This is a genomic window from Vibrio echinoideorum (genome assembly GCF_024347455.1).
In the GTDB taxonomy this organism is placed as follows: domain Bacteria; phylum Pseudomonadota; class Gammaproteobacteria; order Enterobacterales; family Vibrionaceae; genus Vibrio; species Vibrio echinoideorum.
The window spans coordinates 1,270,899-1,293,282 of record NZ_AP025483.1 but is presented as its reverse complement, the minus strand read 5'-3'; the positions used below and the strand labels follow the sequence as shown (position 1 = coordinate 1,293,282).

Genomic DNA, 22,384 nt, shown 5'->3' with positions numbered 1-22,384 from the left:
ATTAAAACTCGAGCCAGACATCAAAACGAAAAAAGCAGAGGAGTGCTTAACTCGCTCTGCTTTTACACATCAATGGATAGCTTACGAAGCCCTACCCGATTCGAAACTCAGTTTTCTGATACTGCTTAACCAACCACTCACCAAAACCATCTAAAATGCCGATCACCGATCGTTTAGGGATCGCCCTTCCAGACAGTAAGATACCTAATCGTTGGATTTCGACTTCTTTATCTGGGTAATACTTCAAGAACTGCTGGCCACATTCAACGGGATCATCAAACCAGTATTTATCACGATACATTACCAAAGAGTAACTCGCTCTTAAAAGCTTCTTGGCGATAATCACCTGTGCTGCTATTTGTTGTTCGGGCACTGTAGCTCGAACGATTTTATTTCGGTAGACCGCCAACCAGTTTTCAGCATCCATATTCCAATGCTTAGCAATCTCCCAACTCGTTTCAAAATCACCGTAGCAGTCTGACAAATCTTCACCGTGTACACATACCGCTAAATGCTTGAGCATAAAGCCCCATGTGAATATGTTGTCGAAATCGACTATCTCACTCACTAACGTTGTTTTGATTGCGACTTGAGCCACCTGTGGGAAGCTTTTTTGAAAGCGCCATTTAATGGTGTTCAACAGCGTGGTTCGTTGATCAGGAAAAGGGCGATGGGTCACCACAACCACATCAAGATTGGAGCGACCGACTACGGCTTGCTTACGTGCCACACTGCCATAGATATAGACACTGTGTAGGTTCGAGCCTAACCCACCTTTTAAAAAGGTAATCAGATCGTTAACCACAGGTTGAAATTCAGGTTGAAAAGGCTGTGTTGGGTCAATAACAGGTAGCTGCATAGGTCGTTTCGGTAAATAAAGTGATGATTTAACTATGACTCTATGATCGCTTAGGTGACTTTATGATTCAAGCTATTCCTATTTGTAGCATCTCCGAGATATAATCAGCGGATAGACCCAATAAGGACAAACACAAAATGCCTAGAGCAAGTGAGATTAAAAAAGGTTTTGCGATCAATGTAGATGGCAAAACAGTACTCGTTAAAGATATCGAAGTGACAACACCTGGTGGCCGTGGCGGTCAAAAAATTTACCGCTTCCGTGGTCACGATGTAGCAACTGGCGTTAAAACAGAAGTTCGCCACAAGGCTGACGAAATCGTTGAAACTATCGACGTAACTAAGCGTGCAGTGATGTTCTCTTACGTTGATGGCAATGAGTACATCTTCATGGATAACGAAGATTACACACAGTTCATCTTCAACGGTGAAATGATCGAAGACGAACTGCTGTTCATCAACGAAGAGACTCAAGGCGTATACGCAATTCTTATCGATGGTACAGCGGCAACTCTTGAATTGCCTTCTTCAGTTGAGTTAGTTATCGAAGAAACAGACCCTTCAATCAAAGGTGCATCTGCTTCTGCTCGTACTAAACCAGCTCGCCTGTCTACCGGCCTTACAGTTCAAGTTCCTGAGTACATCGCAACTGGCGATAAAGTAGTAGTGAACACGACTGAACGTAAATACATGAACCGCGCAAGCTAAGATACTGATTATGACCGAAGCTAACGACCTAATGTCTTACGACGACGCAATTGACACTGCGTACGACATCTTCTTAGAGATGGCACCTGACAATCTTGAACCTGCTGACGTGATCCTATTCACAGCTCAGTTCGAAGACCGTGGCGCTGCAGAACTTGTTGAAACTGGCGATGATTGGGTTGAACATGTTGGCTTTGAAGTCGACAAAGAAATCTACGCTGAAGTGCGCATTGGTCTTGTGAATGAAACTGATGACGTTCTAGACGATGTGTTTGCTCGTATGCTAATCAGTCGTGACCCAGAACATAAGTTCTGTCACGTGCTGTGGAAACGCGACTAAGCTGTTCTTGAACCAGCTCAGATTACTGAGCTGGTTTTATTACGACTTCCATAGACTCACAAAACTGCAACTCTACAAAATTATGACCAAAGCAAAAACAGATACCCTATCCAAAGGCTACGCCTGTGTTGGATTAGTGAATCCCAAAACACCTGAAAATGTTGGCTCAGTAATGCGAGCAGCTGGTTGCTACGGAGCAAACTCTGTATTTTATACTGGCACCCGCTATGACCACGCTCGACAGTTTCATACCGACACTAAAGAAAAGCACCTTGAGTTGCCACTCATTGGTGTAGAAGACCTTAAAGACATTATTCCGGTTGGCTGCGTACCCGTTGCGGTTGACTTGATTGAAGGCGCAAAGCCTCTGCCTGATTATAAGCACCCACCTCGTGCTTTTTACATCTTTGGCCCTGAAGATGGAACTCTGAAAAAAGAGATCACCGACTTCTGTCGTGAAACCATCTATGTCCCGACCAATGGTTGCATGAACTTAGCTGCTGCGGTAAATGTCATTTTGTACGACCGCATGGCAAAAGGTGACAACTTCTCTAATCACTTGAAAGTGACCTAACCCACTCGTTAAGCACTGCCACATGATTTGAATTGCGTCATATTGAAGGCGTAAAAAAACCTGCTAAGTTAGCAGGTTTTTTAGTATTCGAAGCTTTAGGTCATTTAAAGCTTTAGCTGAATGACCTTTAAACTAATGAAGTCGCGGTATTACTGGCGAGTTCTTGGCTTAGCCGGTTTAGCCGGGCGTCCGTTGTTCAGTTTAGGCTTTTTGGTAGCCTGAGGTTTGCCATTGGTCGCTGGAGCACTACGACCTGAATCAGGTGTTGTAGTACCGCGAGTTGCAGGCTTCTTACGCTTAGTCTGGTTGCTACGGCCTTTAGGAGCATTTGCGCGCTCTTCGTGACGCTTAACAGCACGACGAATTTTCTGGCTACGAGAACGCTCACGCTTACGAGAAGTGTTTGCAGGATCAAGATCCAGCAGAGTCTCTTTTTCAGGCTGAAGTTCAACAAGCTCACGCAAGTAGTTTACTTCTTGAAGATCTAGCTCTTTCCAACCGCCACGAGGCAGTTTCTTATCAAGGTAGATATCACCGTAACGTACACGTTTCAGACGGCTTACTGTTGTTTCTTGTGATTCCCAAAGACGACGAACCTCACGGTTACGACCTTCGTTAATCGCTACGTAGAAAGTATGGTTCATACCTTCACCACCAGCGTAAACCACGTCTTCGAAACGAGCCATGCCATCTTCTAGTTTCACACCACGAGTAACGTTTTTAACTTTCTGCTCAGTCACTTCACCAAATACACGTACTAGGTACTCACGCTCAACCTGACGGCTTGGGTGCATTAGGCGGTTTGCAAGTTCACCATCGGTAGTGAAAAGCAAAAGACCAGATGTGTTTGCATCAAGACGACCTACTGAAATCCAGCGAGAACCACGGATCTTAGGTAGACGATCGAAAACAGTACGGCGACCTTCTGGGTCATGACGAGTACAAAGCTCACCTTCTGGTTTGTAGTAAGCAAGCACACGACAAACCACTTCTTCAGAAGCTTTACCAGTAATAGTGTGACCGTCGATGCGGATAACTGAGTTCTCGTCTTCAAGACGCTCACCCAATTTTGCTACTTGCCCGTTAACACTTACACGACCAGATTTGATTAAACCTTCTAGTTCACGACGAGAACCGTGACCAGCTCGCGCTAAAACCTTCTGTAATTTTTCGCTCATTTACTATTTTCTACCTAATTGTCGTCTTCACAGACGTCGAATGAATTTTTTCGCGACCAAATCGCGGTCGCGTATTATCGCAAATAACCTGTCAAAAAGCACTTGTTATTTACTCTGGCAGGTTTGCTGTTTCGTTACAGACTGTTAATCAGTAACGCTGTTATTCAAACGGCGCTGGATCACCGGCACCACGACGTAAGACAACGGCGTCATCGTCACTGAAGTCAATAACCGTAGTTGGTTGTTCACTTAAATAGCCGCCATTCAGAATGACATCAACGGCATGCTCAAGGCTGTCGCGAATTTCTTCCGGATCCGACTCTGTTGTCTCATTACCCGGCAGGATTAGTGACGTCGACATTAATGGTTCACCCATCGCCTCTAGCAGATCGAGAGCAATCTTATTGTCAGGAACACGGATACCAATCGTTTTACGCTTGGCGTTCATCAACCGCTTTGGTACTTCTTTGGTTGCTTTGAAAATAAAAGTATAAGCACCTGGTGTATGTGCTTTAAGCAAACGGAAAGCAACGTTATCAACTCGTGCATACAGTGATAACTCAGAAAGATCACGGCATAACAAAGTGAAGTTGTGTTTATCATCGATTCGACGAATTTTGCAGATACGTTCAAGTGCTTGTTTATTCTCAAGCTGACAACCTAGCGCATAACCTGAATCTGTCGGATAAACCACAACACCGCCACTACGGATAATAGCAACAGCTTGAGTAATTAAGCGTGCTTGTGGGTTATCTGGGTGTACATAAAAAAACTGGCTCATTGTTGATCCTCGTTATCGAATCTCTCGACTCTATCATCAGAAGGAGCTGGTTCACCTAAATACTGTCATCGATATCAGATGGTGAAACCGTTTGAAACTCCCAATCTTTCCATACTTCTTCGACCCCAGAAGGTAGCCAGAGATTACGTCCAAGTTCCATCCATGGGGATGGGTAATGGAAGTCGCTGCCTTGGGAGGCTAATAGTTTGTATTGTATAGCATAATCCGCGAGTGTGCGTCTTTCTTGTTGCGCTTGCTGAGGTTGAGCCACTTCCATAGCGTCACCATTTGCTTCAACAAATGCAGCGAGAAGACGTTTAATCCACTTTGCGGTGAAGCCATATCGCGCAGGGTGTGCAAGCACCGCTTGGCCACCAGCCGCATGAATAGCCGTTACAGCATCACTCATTGAGCACCACGTTGGCGGTACATAACCTGGGTTATTACGAGTAAGAAACTTTTTGAACACCTGTTGCATGGTTTTTGCGTAACCATTATCGACTAGCCACTTAGCAAAGTGAGCACGAGTGATAGGCGCATCACCAGCAATCAATTTAACTTCTTCTAACAACCCTTCACGCGTCGCTTTCTCAAGACGTTGAGCAATCATCTCTGCACGCCCAATACGGTGAAGCTTTTGTTGTTCAATTAACGCTTTCAATTCTGGTGATTCAGGATCAACGTTTAACCCAACAATATGGATATCTTTGTTTTGCCAAACGGTTGAGATCTCGATGCCGTTAATCAACTGAATCGGAAGGTTGTTATCAGCAATATAGTTGCGTGCTTCAGCAAGCCCATCAGTCGTATCATGATCTGTAATCGCTAACGCTTCGATGTTAAAGCCTAACGCTCGGTCAATCAGTTCAGGTGGAGTAAGTCGGCCATCTGAGGCTGTTGTATGACTATGTAGATCAATTCTCATATATTCTTTTTCATTGTTTTTAATTTTTATCGTTATATTTGTGCCAACGCACTTGACCTGCAAGCGCAAAACTAGTTAACTAGTACACAAATACGAAGTATCACATTTGATAGGTTTACCATGTTACAAGAATTTAACCAAAACCATAAAGATAAAGTTTTAGAACTTTCTTCAGTAGAAGCAAGCTCTGAGCTTAATTGGTGGCGCACTTGGACAAGTTCTTGGTGGGCTAACGTGTACTTCTAGTTAAACAGTTTGTTTATAAAAAAGTTATCACTAAGCCCGCTTTCATAGCGGGCTTTTTAATTTGTCGAACATCTCACATTCAACTGACTAACAAATCAACGAATTGACCATATTCTAGATTGGGTGAACGGTATCTTTATGCGACTATGTACGGCAGGAAATTTAAAGAATCATAAAGGAGGTCTTGTGAACAAGGCCATTGAAATCAAAAAGCTGGGAACCATTGAGGTCATCAATTCTTCGGTTCCTTACTCACAAGATCCAACCAGTGTTTTTCATACTTTGTGTGAAAACAAAACAGACAGTCTGTTGCTGGAATCTGCTGAGATTGAATCTAAACAAAACCTGACAAGCTTACTCCTTATCGACTCTGCTGTTCGCATCGTATGCCGTGGACATGAAGTAACCTTTCAAGCATTGACCCAAAACGGTCAAGCGCTTATCGAACACCTAGCTCAAAACGTTAAAACAGAGATCAAATCTGACCTTACCGATAACGTATTGACGCTCACTTTTGTCGAGCCTAGTAACGAATTAGACGAAGACTCACGTTTAAGAGAAGCGTCTTCTTTTGATGCATTGCGTTTAGTTCAGCACAGCTTTGAACAAGACCCAAGCAACAAACACGCATTATTTATGGCGGGCCTATTCGCTTACGACATCGTGGCGAACTTTGAACCGCTAGGCGATGCGGAAGCGACTAACAACTGCCCTGACTTTGTTTTCTACGTTGCTGAAACACTATTACGTTTCGACCACCAGGAGAATGAAGGCCTGCTTCACGCAAGCTTGTTCACTCAAGACGAAAGCATTAAGGCACAATTAACGGATCGCCTAGCTGATATTCAAACACAATGTCAGTCCTTGAAAGCCATCACAGAAGTAACGCCGCTCGACAACGTTGAAGCTGTACCAAGCGTTTCAGATCAAGACTTCTGCCAAACGGTTCGTGACTTAAAAGAGTACGTGGTAAAAGGCGATGTATTCCAAGTGGTACCTTCACGCCGCTTCACGCTGCCTTGCCCTGCTCCACTGGCGGCTTATAAAGAACTCAAACAAAGTAACCCAAGCCCTTACATGTTCTACATGCAAGACGAGCTATTTACTCTGTTCGGTGCTTCTCCAGAAAGCGCGCTGAAATACGAAACCGAAACCAACCAAATCGAGATCTACCCAATTGCAGGTACTCGTCGTCGCGGTAAACGCCCAGACGGTCAAATCGATTTCGACCTAGATAGCCGTATCGAACTTGAACTGCGTACCGACAAGAAAGAAAACGCTGAACACATGATGCTGGTCGACCTAGCGCGTAACGATGTGGCTCGTATTGCCGAAGCCGGCACTCGCCACGTAGCAGACTTATTGAAAGTTGATCGCTACAGCCATGTGATGCACTTGGTTTCTCGCGTTGTTGGTCAGCTACGTGAAGACTTAGATGCCCTGCACGCTTACCAAGCTTGTATGAACATGGGTACGCTAACTGGCGCGCCAAAAATCCGCGCAATGCAACTTATCCGTGACGTAGAAAAAACGCGTCGTGGTAGCTACGGTGGCGCAGTGGGTTACTTAACGGGTGAAGGCACATTAGATACTTGCATCGTAATTCGCTCTGCTTACGTTGAAGATGGCGTAGCACAGGTTCAAGCGGGTGCAGGTGTGGTGTTCGATTCAGATCCACAAGCAGAAGCAGATGAAACTCGCGGTAAAGCACAAGCGGTTATCTCAGCGATTCAAGCCGCGCATACTGCATCTTGTAAGTCATCATCAAATAAGCAGGAGTCGTAATCATGGCTGATATTGTATTCATCGATAACTTCGACTCGTTCACTTATAACCTTGTAGACCAGTTTCGTTCATTGGGACACAGCGTAAAGATTTACCGTAACAACATCTCGGCAAAAGTAGTGGAAGCGGCTATCAACGAGCTAGACAACCCTGTTGCGCTACTTTCACCAGGCCCTGGCGCTCCTGCTGATGCGGGCTGTATGCCAGAGCTAATTCAGCTTTTAAAAGGCAAAGTGCCAATGATTGGCATTTGCTTAGGCCACCAAGCGATTGTTGAAGCCTACGGCGGCACCGTTGCAGGCGCTGGCGAAATCATTCATGGTAAAGTGTCTATGATGGAACACCAAAACCATGCGACTTACCAAGGCTTACCTTCGCCACTGGCTATCGCTCGCTACCATTCTTTGGTGGCAACACATGTATCCGATAGCCTAATGGTGACCGCTGAAGTCGATGATTTGGTGATGTCTGTGGTTCAAGAACAAGACAAGGTTTGTGGATTCCAATTCCACCCAGAATCGATTATGACGACCTACGGTGCAACGCTTCTAGCGAACGCTATCGAATGGGCTCTTGAGAAACCTCTTCATCTAGAGAAAAGCTCTACTCTTGATAAAAAGACTAACTAGGAAACGATCATGGAACAGATTAATAAACTTTACGAACAACAGTCTCTTACTCAAGAAGAAAGCCAACAACTGTTTGATGTGATCATCAAGGGCGAACTAGACCCAATTTTGATGGCTTCTGCGCTTACTGCGCTGAAAATCAAAGGCGAAACGCCGGATGAAATCGCTGGCGCAGCGAAAGCACTGCTTGCCAATGCAAACCCGTTCCCACGTCCTGATTACGATTTTGCAGACATCGTAGGTACAGGCGGCGACGGTCATGACACCATCAACATTTCTACAACTTCTGCATTTGTAGCAGCAGCGTGTGGTTTAAAAATAGCTAAGCACGGCAACCGCAGCGTATCAAGTAAATCAGGCTCTTCTGATCTGCTAGATTCGTTTGGTATCAACTTAGCGATGACCGCTGAAGATACACGTAAAGCCGTTGACGAACTTGGCGTAGCATTCTTATTTGCTCCGCAATATCACGTTGGTGTACGTCACGCGATGCCCGTTCGTCAAACAATGAAAACACGCACTATCTTCAACATCCTTGGTCCATTGATTAACCCTGCTCGCCCTAACATCGAGCTGATGGGTGTTTACAGCAAAGAACTCGTACGCCCTATTGCGGAGACGATGCTGCAAATGGGTATGAAGCGTGCTGCCGTTGTGCACGGTAGTGGCCTTGATGAAGTGGCTATTCATGGCGAGACAATCGTTGCTGAAATTAAAGATGGCAAAATTCACGAGTACACAGTGACACCGTCAGACTTTGGCCTGAACACTCACCCTCTTGAAGCAATCAAGGGCGGCGAGCCAGAAGAGAACAAAGCCATCACAACCGATATCCTGACGGGTAAAGGCACAGATGCTCAAGTTGGCGCTGTGGCAGTCAACGTTGCACTGCTGATGCGTCTATTTGGTCACGAAGATCTAAAAGCCAACGCACAGCAAGCGATTGACGCGATGAACTCTGGCAAAGCGTACGAGCTTGTACAAAAGCTTGCTGCACACGCCTAACGAACGACGAGACAATGAACATGACACAGACTACCGATAAACTGTCGACCCACGTTTCAGTCAAAGAAGCTGAAATGGCCGAAGTATTAGCAAAAATCGTTCGTGACAAATACCAATGGGTTGAAGCGCGTAAGCAGGCTCAACCATTGGACGAGTTTAAAGCGGCCTTAACCGCAACAGATCGTAGCTTCTATGATGCACTAAGCGGCGAGCAAACCGTTTTCATCACGGAATGTAAGAAGGCATCGCCGTCAAAAGGTTTGATTCGCGACGAGTTTGATTTGGACTACATCGCATCGGTGTACAACAACCACGCAAATGCGATTTCAGTACTAACAGACGAGAAGTACTTCCAAGGTAATTTTGAGTTTTTGCCAAAGGTTCGTAGCATTGCTAAGCAACCTATCTTGTGTAAAGACTTCATGGTCGATAGCTACCAAGTTTACTTAGCTCGTCACTATTCAGCTGATGCAATCTTGCTGATGCTGTCGGTATTAGATGATGAAGAGTACAAAGTGCTTGCTGAAGTCGCTCACTCACTCAACATGGGTGTACTAACCGAAGTCAGCAACGAAGAAGAGCTTCACCGCGCAGTCGCTCTAGAAGCAAAAGTAATCGGCATTAATAACCGTAACCTACGTGACCTTTCGACTGATTTGAACCGTACCAAAGAGTTAGCTCCGCTGGTTCGCAAACTTGCTCCAGAAGCAGTCGTGATTTCAGAGTCTGGCATCTACACGCATCAACAAGTTCGTGACCTTTCAACATTTGCAGACGGCTTCCTAATCGGCAGCTCTCTGATGGCTGAAAAGAACTTAGAGCTTGCGGTGCGTAAAGTGACGCTCGGTGAAAACAAGGTCTGTGGTTTAACCCACCCAGACGATGCAGCAAAAGCGTATCAAGCAGGTGCGGTATTCGGTGGTCTGATTTTCGTTGAAGCGTCTAAGCGCCATGTGGATATCGAAGCGGCTCGTTTAACCATGAGTGGCGCTCCTTTGAACTACGTAGGTGTGTTCCAAAACCATAGCGTTACTGACGTTACGAAAACGGTTTCTGAGCTAGGTTTGTTTGCGGTGCAACTACACGGTGATGAGTCTCAAGCGTTTGTAGATGAGTTAAAACAATCACTGCCTGAAAACGTTGAGATTTGGAAAGCTTACGGTGTTACTTCTGGTGATGCTTCCGGTGCTAAAAGCGCGCTACCAGAATTACTTCAAAGCAACGTGACTCGTCACCTGCTAGATACTAAAGTGGGTTCTCAAACTGGCGGTACAGGCCAAGTGTTCGATTGGAGCCTAATCAACAACCAAAACGCAATCATGTTAGCGGGCGGTCTAAACCCAGAAAATGCTAACCAAGCGGCTAAGTTGGGTTGTTTAGGGCTAGACCTAAACTCTGGCGTTGAATCGGCTCCAGGTAAAAAAGACGCAGACAAACTGCAACGTGCTTTTGCAGCGATTCGTAATTACTAGTTCGGTTTCTAGAACTTAAACCTGGAACCTCGAACTCAGAGCTTAGAACTTAGAACTTAGAAGCTAGAAAGCTAGAAAGCTGAACCTAGAGCGCAGAATCAAAAAACAGATTAGTGAGCTTTGCCTTTGCGAAGCTTAAACAAGATTAAATGACTTGGTGTGAATACACATCGATAGAATTGAAGGAATAACACAATGGCTAAACTCGATGCCTACTTTGGTGAATACGGTGGTCAATACGTACCGCAGATCCTAGTGCCAGCACTAGACCAACTAGAACAAGCATTTATCGATGCACAAGCAGATCCTGAGTTCCGCAGTGAATTCATGACGCTTCTTCAAGAGTACGCAGGTCGTCCAACGGCACTAACGCTAACGCGTAACCTGACTAAAGGTACAAAAACCAAACTGTACCTAAAGCGTGAAGATCTACTTCACGGCGGTGCTCACAAAACAAACCAAGTTCTTGGCCAAGCATTGCTCGCAAAACGTATGGGTAAACAGGAAATCATCGCTGAAACTGGCGCAGGCCAACACGGTGTTGCAACGGCTCTAGCGTGTGCTCTACTGGGCCTTAAGTGTCGTGTTTACATGGGTGCAAAAGACGTTGAACGTCAAAGCCCGAACGTGTTCCGTATGAAGCTAATGGGCGCAGAGGTTATCCCTGTTCATTCTGGCTCTTCAACGCTAAAAGATGCATGTAACGAAGCGCTACGTGACTGGTCTGCAACTTATGAAGACGCGCACTACCTATTGGGTACTGCGGCGGGCCCTCACCCATTCCCAACGATTGTTCGTGATTTCCAACGCATGATTGGTGAAGAAACGAAGCACCAAATCTTAGCTCGTGAAGGTCGCCTTCCTGATGCGGTTATCGCTTGTGTCGGCGGTGGTTCAAACGCTATCGGTATGTTCGCTGACTTCATTGAAGAAGAGTCTGTTCGCCTGATCGGTGTAGAGCCTGCTGGTAAAGGTATTGATACCGACCAACACGGCGCGCCGCTTAAGCACGGCAAAACGGGTATCTTCTTCGGTATGAAAGCACCACTGATGCAAGATGAGAACGGCCAAGTAGAAGAGTCTTATTCGGTTTCTGCAGGTCTAGATTTCCCATCAGTTGGTCCGCAGCACGCGCACCTGAATGCCATTGGCCGCGCAGAATACGATAGCGTAACCGATGACGAAGCGTTAGATGCATTCCAATTGATTGCACGTAAAGAAGGTATTATTGCTGCGCTAGAGTCATCTCATGCTGTGGCTCACGCTGTCAAAATGGCACACGACGACCCAGAGAAAGAGCAACTATTAGTCGTTAACTTATCTGGTCGTGGTGACAAAGACATTTTCTCTGTACACGACATTCTTAAAGAGAAAGGAGCATTATAATGGATCGCTATCAATCACTCTTCACTCGCTTAGCTGAAAAGAATCAAGGCGCATTTGTACCATTTGTAACGGTTGGCGATCCTAACCCAGAGCAATCATTGAAGATCATGGAAACACTAGTGGAAGCCGGTGCTGACGCACTTGAACTTGGTATTCCATTCTCTGACCCACTGGCTGATGGTCCAACTATCCAAGGCGCAAACATCCGTGCTTTGGATTCGAAAGTAACGCCTGACGTGTGCTTTGAGCTTATTAGCCAAATCCGCGCTAAATACCCAGAGCTACCAATCGGCCTACTGATGTACGCAAACTTGGTTTACGCACGTGGTATAGAACATTTTTACGAACGCTGCGCAAAAGCAGGTATCGATTCAGTCTTGATTGCTGATGTACCAACCAATGAAAGCCAAGAGTTCGTTGCGGCGGCCGAAAAGTTTGGCGTTCACCCAATCTTTATTGCTCCACCAACAGCAAGCGATGAAACACTTCAATCGGTTTCTGAGCTAGGTGGCGGTTACACATACCTACTTTCTCGTGCCGGCGTAACCGGTGCTGAAACAAAGGCAAACATGCCAGTTTCTGCACTGCTTAACCGTTTAAACAAGTTTGATGCTCCACCAGCACTGCTTGGTTTTGGTATCTCCGCACCAGAGCAAGTAAAAGAAGCCATTGAAGCGGGTGCTGCCGGCGCTATTTCTGGCTCAGCCGTTGTAAAAATCATTGAAAACAACGTTGAACAGCCAGAAGCAATGCTAAAAGCATTGGCTGAATTTGTTACACCAATGAAAGCTGCGACACAAAAGTAATAAATAATCTCCCACTAGTGTGACAATTCACTCAGTGGGAGATTTTCTCCGAAAACACTCCATCCCCCCTCTCAATTGTTAAAGCTTTGATAAAAACAACGCTTAAAACAAATCTGTAGCACACCGATAACACCTAACCAAAACATAATTATGATTTATAAATAATAATGCCAAATTAACAAGCAAACGTTTGTTTGGGTCTAAAAAAACACCAATTGACATTTGATTACCGCTTTTTAATGGTCTTTCACATCTGCTCATATTGATAAATGTAAAAGATACGTGTAAAACTCATCGCGAAATATTCATCTAATGGTAACTGATACCTTGGTGTGTAATTCTAGGATTTTTATATTTTGTAGCACAGGAGTTATGGAAGTGTTAAAAGAAAAGAGTTTACTACGCAATATCGGCGTACAAGTCGTTATTGCAATGATCATCGGTACTGTTGTCGGTGCGATGATGGGCCAAAGCGCAACTATGTTCGCTCCACTAGGTGCGATCTTCATCAATTTGATCAAGATGTTGGTTATCCCTCTAGTTGCGGTAGCACTTATCTCTGGCGCTGCTGGCCTAGGTAACAGCTCATCTGCAGGTAAAGTTGGCGTAACAACATTAGGTTACTTTGCACTAACGTCTGCACTTGCTGTAGCTCTTGCGCTTGTAATGGGTGAAGTATTCGAGCCGGGGCGTGGTATCGATGTTTCTGGCGTTGAAGGCATGTTCTCTTCAGAATACGCTGCGAAAGGCGAACTGCCAACGTTCTGGGCTACCATCACTGGCATGATCCCTACCAACGTTTTTCAATCACTGAATGAAGCAAACATTCTGCAAATTCTCGTTTTCTGCTTATTCTTTGGTATTGCGATTTCTAAACAAGCAAAAGAGAAGCGTGACCCGATCATCAACGGCGTAAATGCGATCGTTGACGCTATGGTTTGGATGATCAACAAGGTTATGATCATTGCACCACTTGGCGTATTTGGTCTAATGGCAGAAGCAGTCGGTACATTCGGATTTGGCGCATTGATGGTTGTATTCAAGCTGTTCATTGTTTACATCGCTGCAATTCTTATCTTCGGCTTTGTTGCTTACCCACTAATGATTCAAATCTTTACTAAGACTTCAGCTAAGAAGTTCCTAGTTGCAATGAAGAAGCCTCAAGCGGTTGCACTATCAACTGCATCTTCAATGGCTACATTGCCAGTAACAATGGAAACGGTAGAGAAAGAGCTTGGCGTTCGTAACTCTACAGCCTCATTCGTTCTGCCTCTAGGTGCGACGATAAACATGTCTGGTAACGCAATTTACTACGGCCTAGTGGCTATCTTCTTTGCACAGCTGTTCAACATCGATCTTACTATGGGTGCTTATGTTGCTATCATCGTAACCTCTACGCTAGGTGCAGTTGGTCAAGCTGGCGTTCCAGGTCCTTCTTTCCTAGTGGTTGCCGTTCTTCTAGCAGCTGGTATCCCGATCGAAGGTCTGCCTCTATTGTTCGCTCTGGACCGTATCTTCGATATGATTCGTACTGCTCTGAACATCACTGGTGATGCAGCATGTGCAGTAATCGTTGATTCTCTAATCAAAGACGAAGAACAAGAAGCTGAGCTACAAAAACAACAAGCGTAGTATTCAGCTTTAGTTTTGATTGATAAATAAAAACCGCCTTCATATAGGCGGTTTTTTTATTAGATGATGATCAATCTTTAGTCGGTAAATCTTACCCTTGTAAGGTTAATTGATTAATCCAAATGCACGAGGCAGCGCTAAACTAATTTCAGGAATAAAAGTAATGGCCAACAATGTGACAATCAATACGGCACAAAACGGCATGATACTTCTAATCACATTTTCAATCTTGGAACCACTGACACTACAACCTACAAATAGCGCCGTACCAACGGGTGGCGTTGCAATACCAATACATAAGTTGAAGATAATCATCATCGCGAAGTGAATTGGATGCATACCTAAATGCTCAGCAATCGGCATAAAAATAGGGGTAAAAATCAATACGGCAGGCGTAAGATCCATAAACATACCCACAATCAGTAGGATCAAGTTCATCAGAATAAAGATGATGATCGGATTATCTGAAATAGAGAGCATCCAATCACTGATCATTGTTGGTAGACCGGTAAAAGCCATAGCCCATGACATGATGGTTGAAGCACCAATCAAGAACAGCATAATACCCGTGACCTGAACGGTTTCTCTACAAATTATCGGGAAATGCGCCCATTTGAGGGTTCGGTAACAGAGTGACAGAATAAAAGAGTAAAGAACCGCTATACATGCCCCTTCTGTTGCAGTGAATATACCACCAATAATACCGCCAATAACAACAACAATAAGCCCTAAGCTTGGCGTTGCTTGCCAAACAACCCTTAGCACATCTTTCGTTGTGAAGCCTTCATTCGCACTTGTTTTGTAGCCTTTCTTTTTAGCGATGAAATAGGCTACGACCATACAACTTAAACCCATTAAAATACCTGGGACATAACCTGCGATAAATAATGCTGCAACGGATGTTCCACCCGATACCACTGAAAACACGATCAGTGAATTACTCGGCGGTATTAATAAACCTGCAGGGCAAGATGCAACGTTTACTGCTGTTGCTAAGTTTTTATCATAGCCATCTTTTTCTAATTCAGGGCCTAAGGTTTTACCAACCGCAGCCGCTGCAGCAACGGCTGATCCTGAAACGGCGCCAAACATCATATTTGCAAAGATGTTAACGTGAAAAAGTGAACCAGGAATCCAACCAACCAGGAGCTTTGCAAGGTTGATAAGTCGGCTAGCGATACCACCCACATTCATTATATTCCCAGCGAGGATAAAGAAAGGGATGGCTAATAAACTGAAACTATCAATACCGGTAATGATTTTTTGACCCGCAGTAATACTAGCGACTTCAAACGGTAAGATGAAATACATGATCGTTAAAGATGACATGGCAATTGCAATCGCAATGGGCATGCTTATCGCAATCATGAATAAGAATAGGCCGAGCAGCCAAACACCAATGGACAAATCCATAATATAGAGTCCTTCTAAAACTTACTTTTTGTTGGGTTCACAAAAAAGATCAAACGTATTCATGACCAAATAGATGAGGATAATAACGGCTGATATCGGCAATATTGAATAAACCGTCGACATCGGTAATTGCAGTGCTGGAGAGAGTTGTTGTGTAGTTCTTCCCATTAGGGCGATGCCACCTTGAAGCATTGCTAAAAAGACAAATGAACCAGAGATCACATTGATAAGTACGTGTAATGCTATATGTGCTTTACCCTTAAGATAACCATCCAATAACGTTATTGCTAAGTGTCCTTTGATACCGAATAAGTAGCTTGCTCCTAATAATCCAAGCCATACCATCGCATAACGAGCAAGTTCATCAGTCCAGTTACTCGGGTCATTCAAAACATAACGACTAAAAACCTGCCAAGTGACAGTAACGACAAGTAACATTAATGCAAAAGAAGAGACAAAAAGAATCAACCTATCAAGTAGGGTTCTGAAAGTTGCTAACATGGTGTGATACCTCAAAAAATTTTGCCTTAGCAAAGCCAAGGCAAAATTATATTTTCACTAATACTGATTAAAGAGCTTCAATTTTTTCAATGAACGGAGCTAGTTTTGGATCTTTTTTCGCCTCATCAATCATAGGTTTAACCGCTGCACGGAAAGGGGCTTTATCAACTTCAACAAACGTTACGCCTTCTTTCATTCCTTTCTCTTTGTTCATGTCATCTGTTGCGTCCCAGATTTTGATCTGCTCTTCAAGAGATTCAGCAGCAGCTTCTTTTAAGATTTTTTGCTCTTCTGCCGTTAATGAACCCCATTTGTATTCTGAAATGATGATCACGTCAGGTGTCATCATGTGCTGATCCATAGAATAAAATTTAGCAACTTCACTGTGTTTCATTTCAACTAAGCTAGAAATGTTATTTTCAGCACCGTCAATGACGCCTTGTTGCAGCGCCGTGTATACCTCATTGAAAGGTACAGGTGTTGCTTTACCGCCTAGTAGGTTAACCATTTCCATCATGGTTGGAGAACCAGGAACTCGAACTTTCATGCCTGCTAGATCAGCCGGTGAGTTAATGGCTTTTTTAGCGTAGAAGCTACGTGTGCCTGAATCATAAAATGTAAGACCAATGAAGCCTTTACCTTCACTTGAAAGCAACATCTCTTGTGCGGCTTCACTTCTCATGAACGTTCTCATGTGTGGAACGTCACGAAATAAGAAAGGCAGTGCATTGACTTTAAACGTTGGTTCAAAAGATTCTGCTAACCCACCATTGATTTTAGCCATATCAATCGCGCCGGTAACAACTTGCTCAGCTTGATCACGTTCAGAACCTAGTTGACCGTTTGGAAAGATCTTAATCGTAAGGTCACCATTCGATTTTTCTTTCACTTTATCAGCCATGATCACCATGCCTTGGTGAGCTGCGCTTTCTAATGACATTGCATGCCCTAAGGTCAAAGTTTTTGCTTGAGCGCCAAATGCCATCAGAATTGACGCCGCTGCAATCGTCAGTAGGTGTTTTTTCATGTTCTTCTCCAGAATCCATTTTGTAAGAGGTACAGTTTTTATATGACACGTTCTAGCTGAGCTTGAAATCTAACGTTCTATTGCATACAGCTCATGACCGTAACGTTTCATTACAATATTCTTACCCTTATGATTTTTGTATTACAATACGACGTGAGAATAATGTGGTCTGAGACTCATTAATCAACCAGAGAGATGGTTTGATTGTGATATCAATCATACTTGCTATAGGACACCGTCATTTCGATCGTAAAACGACCTAATTTTACGATAACTTTTAATTTTCGTTGTTTTTTGAAGCAGGCCAAAAAACACTTAGTTACAAATAGCACAATAATTTTGTGTTATTTTAAGACTTTATTTGTGCTAATTATCTAGAGATATGGCATAAGTTGGAAAGGTTTCTAACCAGAAACGAGTGAGTTAGATCTATCTTGAAATAGAAGATGAGTTGGAGGTTGAGCTGAAAAGAATGATTGAAACTTGCTGCTCAAGCCAGAATTAGCATTCCAGAACAGAGCAACAGAAGACGTCTTGCCATATTTGGCCATATAGATAGAATAGAAAATCCGAGAGCTAACTTGCCCTCGGATTAAGTTCTCACAGAGAAGGTTTCAATCAACTGAAACCACCCCATTCGTTAAGTTGTATCTAAAAGAAAGCGGTCTAATTTGTGGCTATAAATCACTGCCATAGATATCAAACGTAAAGTACTTAGCGGCGATTTTGTCATAGGTACCATTCGCTCTGATCTCTTCAATCGCAGCGTTGAATTGCTTAGCTAACTTCGAATCCTGCTTTCTGAGTGCCAGTGCAGTACCCTCACCAATATAGGCTTTATCGGTTACTGCTTTGCCTTTAAATTCAAAACCCTCACCTTCTTTCTTATCTAAGAAAGCCAATGACAGTTGATCTGAGTTGCCGAAGGTTAGATCTAGACGGCCGTTTTGCAGATCCAGATAAACTTCATCTTGGCCGGTATAACGCTTAATGTTTGCCACATCGCCAAACTTGTCTGTTACGTAGCGATCGTGAATCGTTCCTTGTTGAACTCCAATAGTTTTACCATCGAGACCTTGCTTATCAATATCAAACTTTGCACTTTTAGCGGCAACAAACACTGCGGGAGTTTGGTAATACTTATCTGTAAACAAAATCTTGTTTTTACGTTCTTCGGTAATGCGCATAGAAGCCATGATCACGTCTGACTTCCTTGCTAATAAGCTTGGAATCAATGAATCCCAACTTTGTGAAACCCAAGTGCAATCTAGCTTTGCTCGCTCGCACAGAGCGTCAGCTATTTCAATATCAAACCCTACAGGCACACCATCGCTGTTTTTATAGTTGAATGGCGGATACGTAAAATCTGACGCTAAACGGATCTCTTTCGCCTGTACCGTTGTACCAAGTAAAGCAGCTGCGCAAGCGAGTCCTAGTATTATCTTTTTCATCATTGCCATCCTAGATATGATCTTTATCGAGTTGAGATTGAGTTTCTATATATTGATCTTGTTGATGCTGTCGTTTTTGCTGATCTTGTTGAGTCTGTTGCAACTCGGTTTGGTAGCTTGCTAGTGACGCTATCACTTCAGCCATGCTCTCAGGGCTACCAATAGTGATCCGAACACAGTTACGCAATGCAGGTTCGTGGTTTTGGTTCCTTGTTACAATGCCATCCTTCGTCAATACGCTAAACAGTTCATGCCCCGATTTTTGACGTAACAAAATGAAGTTGGTCGATGACGGATAAACATATTCAATAAAGTCGAACTGGGTTAACGCAACAGCGAACTGATTACGAATCTCAACCAGTTTAGCGGTCGCCTCTTTCATCACAGCAACACGCTCATCAGACAAAGCTTCTAATACGATCTGAGAAGAACAATCTGGCATTGGGTATGGGGGAATCAGCTTAGATACATATTGCATCACGTTAGGACTAGCCAAAATAAAGCCACAACGTACTGCTGCTAATCCAAATGCTTTAGATAAAGTACGAATCACGACTAGATGCGGATAACGCTCAATGAGGCTCACTGCCGATGTATGGGGTTCAAATTCAATATATGCTTCATCAACCACCACTAGCGATTTGCCCACAGTTCCCTCCAGTACCTCAATGAGGTCTACTTTTGGAATCACGTTACCAGTAGGGTTGTTTGGTGAACAAAGAAAGACAAGATTAACCAGTTCAGATTTCTGCACAATATCGGCGACATTAAGATTAAAGTCTTCTTGTAATGGCGAGTCGAGTGTTTCAATCGCCAATGCATCGGCACAAAACTCATACATCGCATACGTTGGTGAGCAAATCAGTATATTGTCGCTCGCTGGTTTACAGAATGTTCTGATCAGCAAATCAATCGCTTCGTCTGCTCCACGAACAGCTACCGTCTCGGCATCAGTTCCACAATAAGCTTGGTAAGCCTTAGCAATATCTTGCGGTAGAAAATCTGGATAGCGGTTATGACTAGGTTCTCCTTCAAACAACGAGCTTTCCAATTCGTTAGCGTTTAACCAAACACGTCCGTCACCACCAATTCTTCTTGCTGATTGATAAGGTATTAATTTTTTTACAGCCTGAGGCACTAAATTATCAATAAAAGATGTCAAAAAGCTATCCCTTTCACTTAATCACAATGTCTTCATCATTGCCTTCATATTCAAAATATGTAGCTTATACACATATTGAATCACAAATGATGAGTAAGTATTTACATTCAAACAGAACGCTATTGATAAATGAATCGAAATAATTACATAATAGGCATGATTAAAATTCATAGGTGTAGACATGAACAACACGCTACCTTCAACAAAAACCTTGATCGCGTTTCTGTCAACGGCAAAGCACCTCAACTTCACACGCGCAGCACATGAACTCAATGTCACGCAAGGCGCGGTGAGTCGCCAAGTTTTGTCGTTTGAAGAAAGTCTTGGGTGCGACCTTTTCTATCGTCATGCTCGCGGGTTGTCATTAACACCCAAAGGAGAAGAACTGGTTCCACTCATCCAAGATACGATTCAGCAACTGCAATCCGCTCTGAACCAAGTGGCGAGCTCCCCTTCCAAAATTAAGCTCAACGCGCCGAGCTGCATTACCTCTTGGTTACTGCCAAAACTGATGTCTTTTCAAGAGGCATACCCTGAAATTGATGTTGAGCTCACTTCTACCATCAAGCATGTTTTTGAGCCGAGCTTTGACCCGTTCGATGCCGTCATTACCTATGGAAAAAAACCAAGCCAACAATCAATTGTTAGCCAACTCTTGTTCAACGAACAGCTCGCACCCGTCAGCCAGGCGCAAAGCATTAAACCCAGCCACCTTGCCAGTGGTTCCTCTTCTCTGATCAAGCCGCATAAACTCGCGCAATACACGTGGTTACACGCTAACAATGAGCAGAGTGATTGGCGACTTTGGTTGGAACATATAGGAAGCCATGACCTTTCGAGTAAAAATAATCAACAATTCGCGACACTTGATCAAGCGATGAACGCGGCAATTCAAGGATTTGGAATTGCAATAGGCGACATCACTCTTGCCAAACAAGATATTGATTTAGGTCGGCTAGTCAAAGTGAGCGAAGACAGTGTCTTTTCTGGAAATAGTTACTTCTTAATACAACCCAAAAATCGCCAAAATACGTCTCTATCTACGCTAGTCGATTGGCTTGTAGGTTAACCACTATCAACATTGAGAATCCACTAACGATAAAGCGGTTGTAGGTCGTCAGAATGAGAATTGGGTGATTCTCAAAATAAAACTATTTTACGTTAGTTACGTATTGTTTAGGTGAGAACAGAATGTGCTTCTTTTTAACTGGTTGAAAAGAAAATCAATTCAATTTGATATGAGAAATGTTCTGTTTTGATGACCAAAATGGCATTCGAATTGCTTTGTCTTAGATAACCCAAACAATATACAGCAGGTTGCCCCTTTATCTTCGCAGCTTGTCACGGAGGATAGGTTATGACCTTACAAAGACATACGTATTACGGCTTAATTCACCATGGAATTAAAACCCTATTGATGGATAGAATCGGCCACTTCACAGAGCGTGAATACCACGATTATCTCGATCTAACGACGGGTAAATCGACGTGTTTTGCCATGAGCGAACAAGAACTCGAAAATACGTTAGATAGCTTAAAGAGCGAAGGTTACCTTGAGGATATTAAGAAATTGATCCCCCGGTACCAAACATCGTCTATGCGGTAACATTGAGTTCCACACAATTAGTTTTGCAGCCAATTGTCTCGGGCTATTTAGCATCGAGGCAATTTTAGTTAGACTGTCTGCAACTCAACTAACTGGATACTCAGTGCCACATGAAGCAAATCCTTGATTTCATTCCTCTCATTATTTTCTTTGCGCTGTACAAGATGTACGACATCTACACAGCTACAGGCGCATTGATTGTTGCTTCCGCAGTACAAATCGTTTTAACGTACATCATCTACAAGAAAGTAGAGAAAATGCAGATCATCACATTTTTGATGGTTGCCGTATTTGGTGGCATGACCATCTTTTTGCACGACGATAATTTCATAAAATGGAAAGTTACCATCGTTTACGCGCTGTTTGCTATTGGCTTAACGGTAAGTCACATCATGGGCAAGTCTGCAATTAAAGGCATGTTGGGCAAAGAGATCTCACTTCCTGATGCCGTATGGGGCAAGATCAACTGGGCTTGGACTTTGTTTTTTACTCTCTGCGCCACTCTCAACGTTTATGTGGCTTTCAACCTGCCATTAGATGTTTGGGTTAACTTCAAAGTGTTCGGCCTTCTCATCGCAACCTTTGCGTTTACCTTTCTAACGGGTGTTTATATTTATAAACATTTACCAAAAGACCAAGCTCTGGCAAAAGATAAGCAGCAAGACCTAGCAGACAAAAATACCGACGAGAAGTAACCCTAAGAGATGAGTCCTCATCCCCTTTTTGCTACAATTCTTCTCAATATGCGATTCCCGGTGGCCAATGATACTCGCGATCATTGGCCACTGATTTGTTTGTGTACGGGAAAAACGAGTAATTAACGTCCTCTTTGAGGCTGCCACTCGTTCACCTATTTGACGGTAACTTGTTGCTTGTGAAGCAACAAATACTTCGATAAC

Annotated in this window: 23 protein-coding genes and 1 other annotated feature; of the genes, 14 read left to right on the top strand and 9 right to left on the bottom strand. The window is 43.7% G+C overall.

What is annotated here, in order from left to right; all coding sequences use genetic code 11:
* Positions 1-91 precede the first annotated feature (91 nt).
* Positions 92-859 (bottom strand): nucleotidyltransferase family protein, encoded by a 768-nt coding sequence (locus OCV36_RS05960; RefSeq protein ID WP_135454675.1) that lies wholly within the window; start codon positions 857-859, stop codon positions 92-94.
* 137 nt (positions 860-996) lie between these two features.
* Here OCV36_RS05960 and efpL point away from each other — a divergent pair, with 137 nt between their 5' ends.
* The 3 genes from efpL to OCV36_RS05945 all read left to right on the top strand — a co-directional run bounded on the left by efpL (position 997) and on the right by OCV36_RS05945 (position 2,480).
* Entirely contained in the window at positions 997-1,566 is a 570-nt protein-coding gene (gene efpL / locus OCV36_RS05955) for an elongation factor P-like protein EfpL (RefSeq protein WP_017076365.1), read from the top strand.
* A gap of 10 nt (positions 1,567-1,576) precedes the next feature.
* Positions 1,577-1,906 carry an HI1450 family dsDNA-mimic protein gene (locus tag OCV36_RS05950; protein WP_102554275.1) on the top strand — a complete coding sequence of 110 codons (330 nt, stop codon included), beginning with the start codon at positions 1,577-1,579 and terminating at the stop codon, positions 1,904-1,906.
* Positions 1,907-1,988: 82 nt separating this feature from the next.
* A complete protein-coding gene (locus tag OCV36_RS05945; RefSeq protein WP_017076367.1) occupies positions 1,989-2,480 on the top strand; it encodes an RNA methyltransferase in 492 nt (163 codons plus the stop codon).
* A 149-nt stretch (positions 2,481-2,629) separates the two neighbouring features.
* On the opposite strand, the gene rluB is transcribed toward OCV36_RS05945, so the two are convergent.
* The 3 genes from rluB to rnm form a co-directional block, all read right to left on the bottom strand.
* A complete protein-coding gene (gene rluB / locus OCV36_RS05940; RefSeq protein ID WP_017076368.1) occupies positions 2,630-3,658 on the bottom strand; it encodes a 23S rRNA pseudouridine(2605) synthase RluB in 1,029 nt (342 codons plus the stop codon).
* Positions 3,659-3,818: 160 nt separating this feature from the next.
* Positions 3,819-4,439 (bottom strand): L-threonylcarbamoyladenylate synthase, encoded by a 621-nt coding sequence (locus OCV36_RS05935; protein WP_135454673.1) that lies wholly within the window; start codon positions 4,437-4,439, stop codon positions 3,819-3,821.
* Between the two features lie 55 nt (positions 4,440-4,494).
* Positions 4,495-5,364, bottom strand: a complete 870-nt coding sequence (rnm, locus tag OCV36_RS05930) for an RNase RNM (RefSeq protein WP_029225234.1) — start codon at positions 5,362-5,364, stop codon at positions 4,495-4,497.
* Positions 5,365-5,484: 120 nt separating this feature from the next.
* On the opposite strand from rnm, the gene OCV36_RS05925 reads away from it, so the two are divergent.
* From OCV36_RS05925 to OCV36_RS05890, 8 genes are all read left to right on the top strand, one after another.
* Positions 5,485-5,610 carry a trp operon leader peptide gene (locus OCV36_RS05925; RefSeq protein WP_009848753.1) on the top strand — a complete coding sequence of 42 codons (126 nt, stop codon included), beginning with the start codon at positions 5,485-5,487 and terminating at the stop codon, positions 5,608-5,610.
* Positions 5,557-5,671: a sequence feature (Trp leader region), on the top strand. Its footprint overlaps the gene before it by 54 nt.
* Before the next feature lie 125 nt (positions 5,672-5,796).
* Positions 5,797-7,395: an anthranilate synthase component 1 gene (locus OCV36_RS05920; RefSeq protein ID WP_102554274.1), complete on the top strand. Its 1,599-nt coding sequence runs from the start codon at positions 5,797-5,799 to the stop codon at positions 7,393-7,395.
* Positions 7,396-7,397: 2 nt separating this feature from the next.
* A complete protein-coding gene (locus OCV36_RS05915) occupies positions 7,398-8,024 on the top strand; it encodes an aminodeoxychorismate/anthranilate synthase component II (protein ID WP_135454670.1) in 627 nt (208 codons plus the stop codon).
* 9 nt (positions 8,025-8,033) lie between these two features.
* Positions 8,034-9,029, top strand: a complete 996-nt coding sequence (gene trpD / locus OCV36_RS05910; RefSeq protein ID WP_135454668.1) for an anthranilate phosphoribosyltransferase — start codon at positions 8,034-8,036, stop codon at positions 9,027-9,029.
* Between the two features lie 20 nt (positions 9,030-9,049).
* Positions 9,050-10,501, top strand: coding sequence for a bifunctional indole-3-glycerol-phosphate synthase TrpC/phosphoribosylanthranilate isomerase TrpF (trpCF, locus tag OCV36_RS05905; protein WP_135454666.1), 1,452 nt, complete (start codon positions 9,050-9,052; stop codon positions 10,499-10,501).
* Positions 10,502-10,696: 195 nt separating this feature from the next.
* Complete coding sequence (gene trpB / locus OCV36_RS05900; protein WP_017076375.1) at positions 10,697-11,887, top strand: tryptophan synthase subunit beta; 1,191 nt, start codon at positions 10,697-10,699, stop codon at positions 11,885-11,887.
* The gene (gene trpA, locus OCV36_RS05895; protein WP_135454664.1) at positions 11,887-12,693 is read left to right on the top strand and encodes a tryptophan synthase subunit alpha; all 807 of its coding nucleotides are present in this window, start codon (positions 11,887-11,889) and stop codon (positions 12,691-12,693) included. Before trpB ends, trpA begins: the two co-directional genes overlap by 1 nt.
* 372 nt (positions 12,694-13,065) lie before the next feature.
* On the top strand, positions 13,066-14,325 hold the full coding sequence (locus OCV36_RS05890) for a dicarboxylate/amino acid:cation symporter (protein WP_029225237.1): 1,260 nt from the start codon (positions 13,066-13,068) through the stop codon (positions 14,323-14,325).
* A gap of 105 nt (positions 14,326-14,430) precedes the next feature.
* Here the strand turns inward: OCV36_RS05890 and OCV36_RS05885 are convergent, their stop codons facing one another.
* From OCV36_RS05885 to hisC, 5 genes are all read right to left on the bottom strand, one after another.
* Positions 14,431-15,738, bottom strand: coding sequence for a TRAP transporter large permease (locus OCV36_RS05885; RefSeq protein WP_102456917.1), 1,308 nt, complete (start codon positions 15,736-15,738; stop codon positions 14,431-14,433).
* Positions 15,739-15,759: 21 nt separating this feature from the next.
* On the bottom strand, positions 15,760-16,239 hold the full coding sequence (locus OCV36_RS05880; RefSeq protein ID WP_017076379.1) for a TRAP transporter small permease: 480 nt from the start codon (positions 16,237-16,239) through the stop codon (positions 15,760-15,762).
* 67 nt (positions 16,240-16,306) lie between these two features.
* On the bottom strand, positions 16,307-17,266 hold the full coding sequence (locus tag OCV36_RS05875; protein ID WP_017076380.1) for a TRAP transporter substrate-binding protein: 960 nt from the start codon (positions 17,264-17,266) through the stop codon (positions 16,307-16,309).
* Between the two features lie 677 nt (positions 17,267-17,943).
* Positions 17,944-18,717 carry an ABC transporter substrate-binding protein gene (locus OCV36_RS05870; RefSeq protein ID WP_135454663.1) on the bottom strand — a complete coding sequence of 258 codons (774 nt, stop codon included), beginning with the start codon at positions 18,715-18,717 and terminating at the stop codon, positions 17,944-17,946.
* Positions 18,718-18,727: 10 nt separating this feature from the next.
* Positions 18,728-19,879 carry a histidinol-phosphate transaminase gene (hisC, locus tag OCV36_RS05865; RefSeq protein WP_135454661.1) on the bottom strand — a complete coding sequence of 384 codons (1,152 nt, stop codon included), beginning with the start codon at positions 19,877-19,879 and terminating at the stop codon, positions 18,728-18,730.
* A 181-nt stretch (positions 19,880-20,060) separates the two neighbouring features.
* Between hisC and OCV36_RS05860 the strand changes: the two genes are divergently transcribed.
* The 3 genes from OCV36_RS05860 (at position 20,061) to OCV36_RS05850 (ending at position 22,180) form a co-directional block, all read left to right on the top strand.
* The gene (locus tag OCV36_RS05860) at positions 20,061-20,948 is read left to right on the top strand and encodes a LysR substrate-binding domain-containing protein (RefSeq protein ID WP_135454659.1); all 888 of its coding nucleotides are present in this window, start codon (positions 20,061-20,063) and stop codon (positions 20,946-20,948) included.
* Positions 20,949-21,236: 288 nt separating this feature from the next.
* Positions 21,237-21,485 (top strand): hypothetical protein, encoded by a 249-nt coding sequence (locus OCV36_RS05855; protein ID WP_017076384.1) that lies wholly within the window; start codon positions 21,237-21,239, stop codon positions 21,483-21,485.
* Positions 21,486-21,595: 110 nt separating this feature from the next.
* Positions 21,596-22,180 (top strand): septation protein A, encoded by a 585-nt coding sequence (locus tag OCV36_RS05850; RefSeq protein WP_135454657.1) that lies wholly within the window; start codon positions 21,596-21,598, stop codon positions 22,178-22,180.
* Positions 22,181-22,384 lie beyond the last annotated feature (204 nt).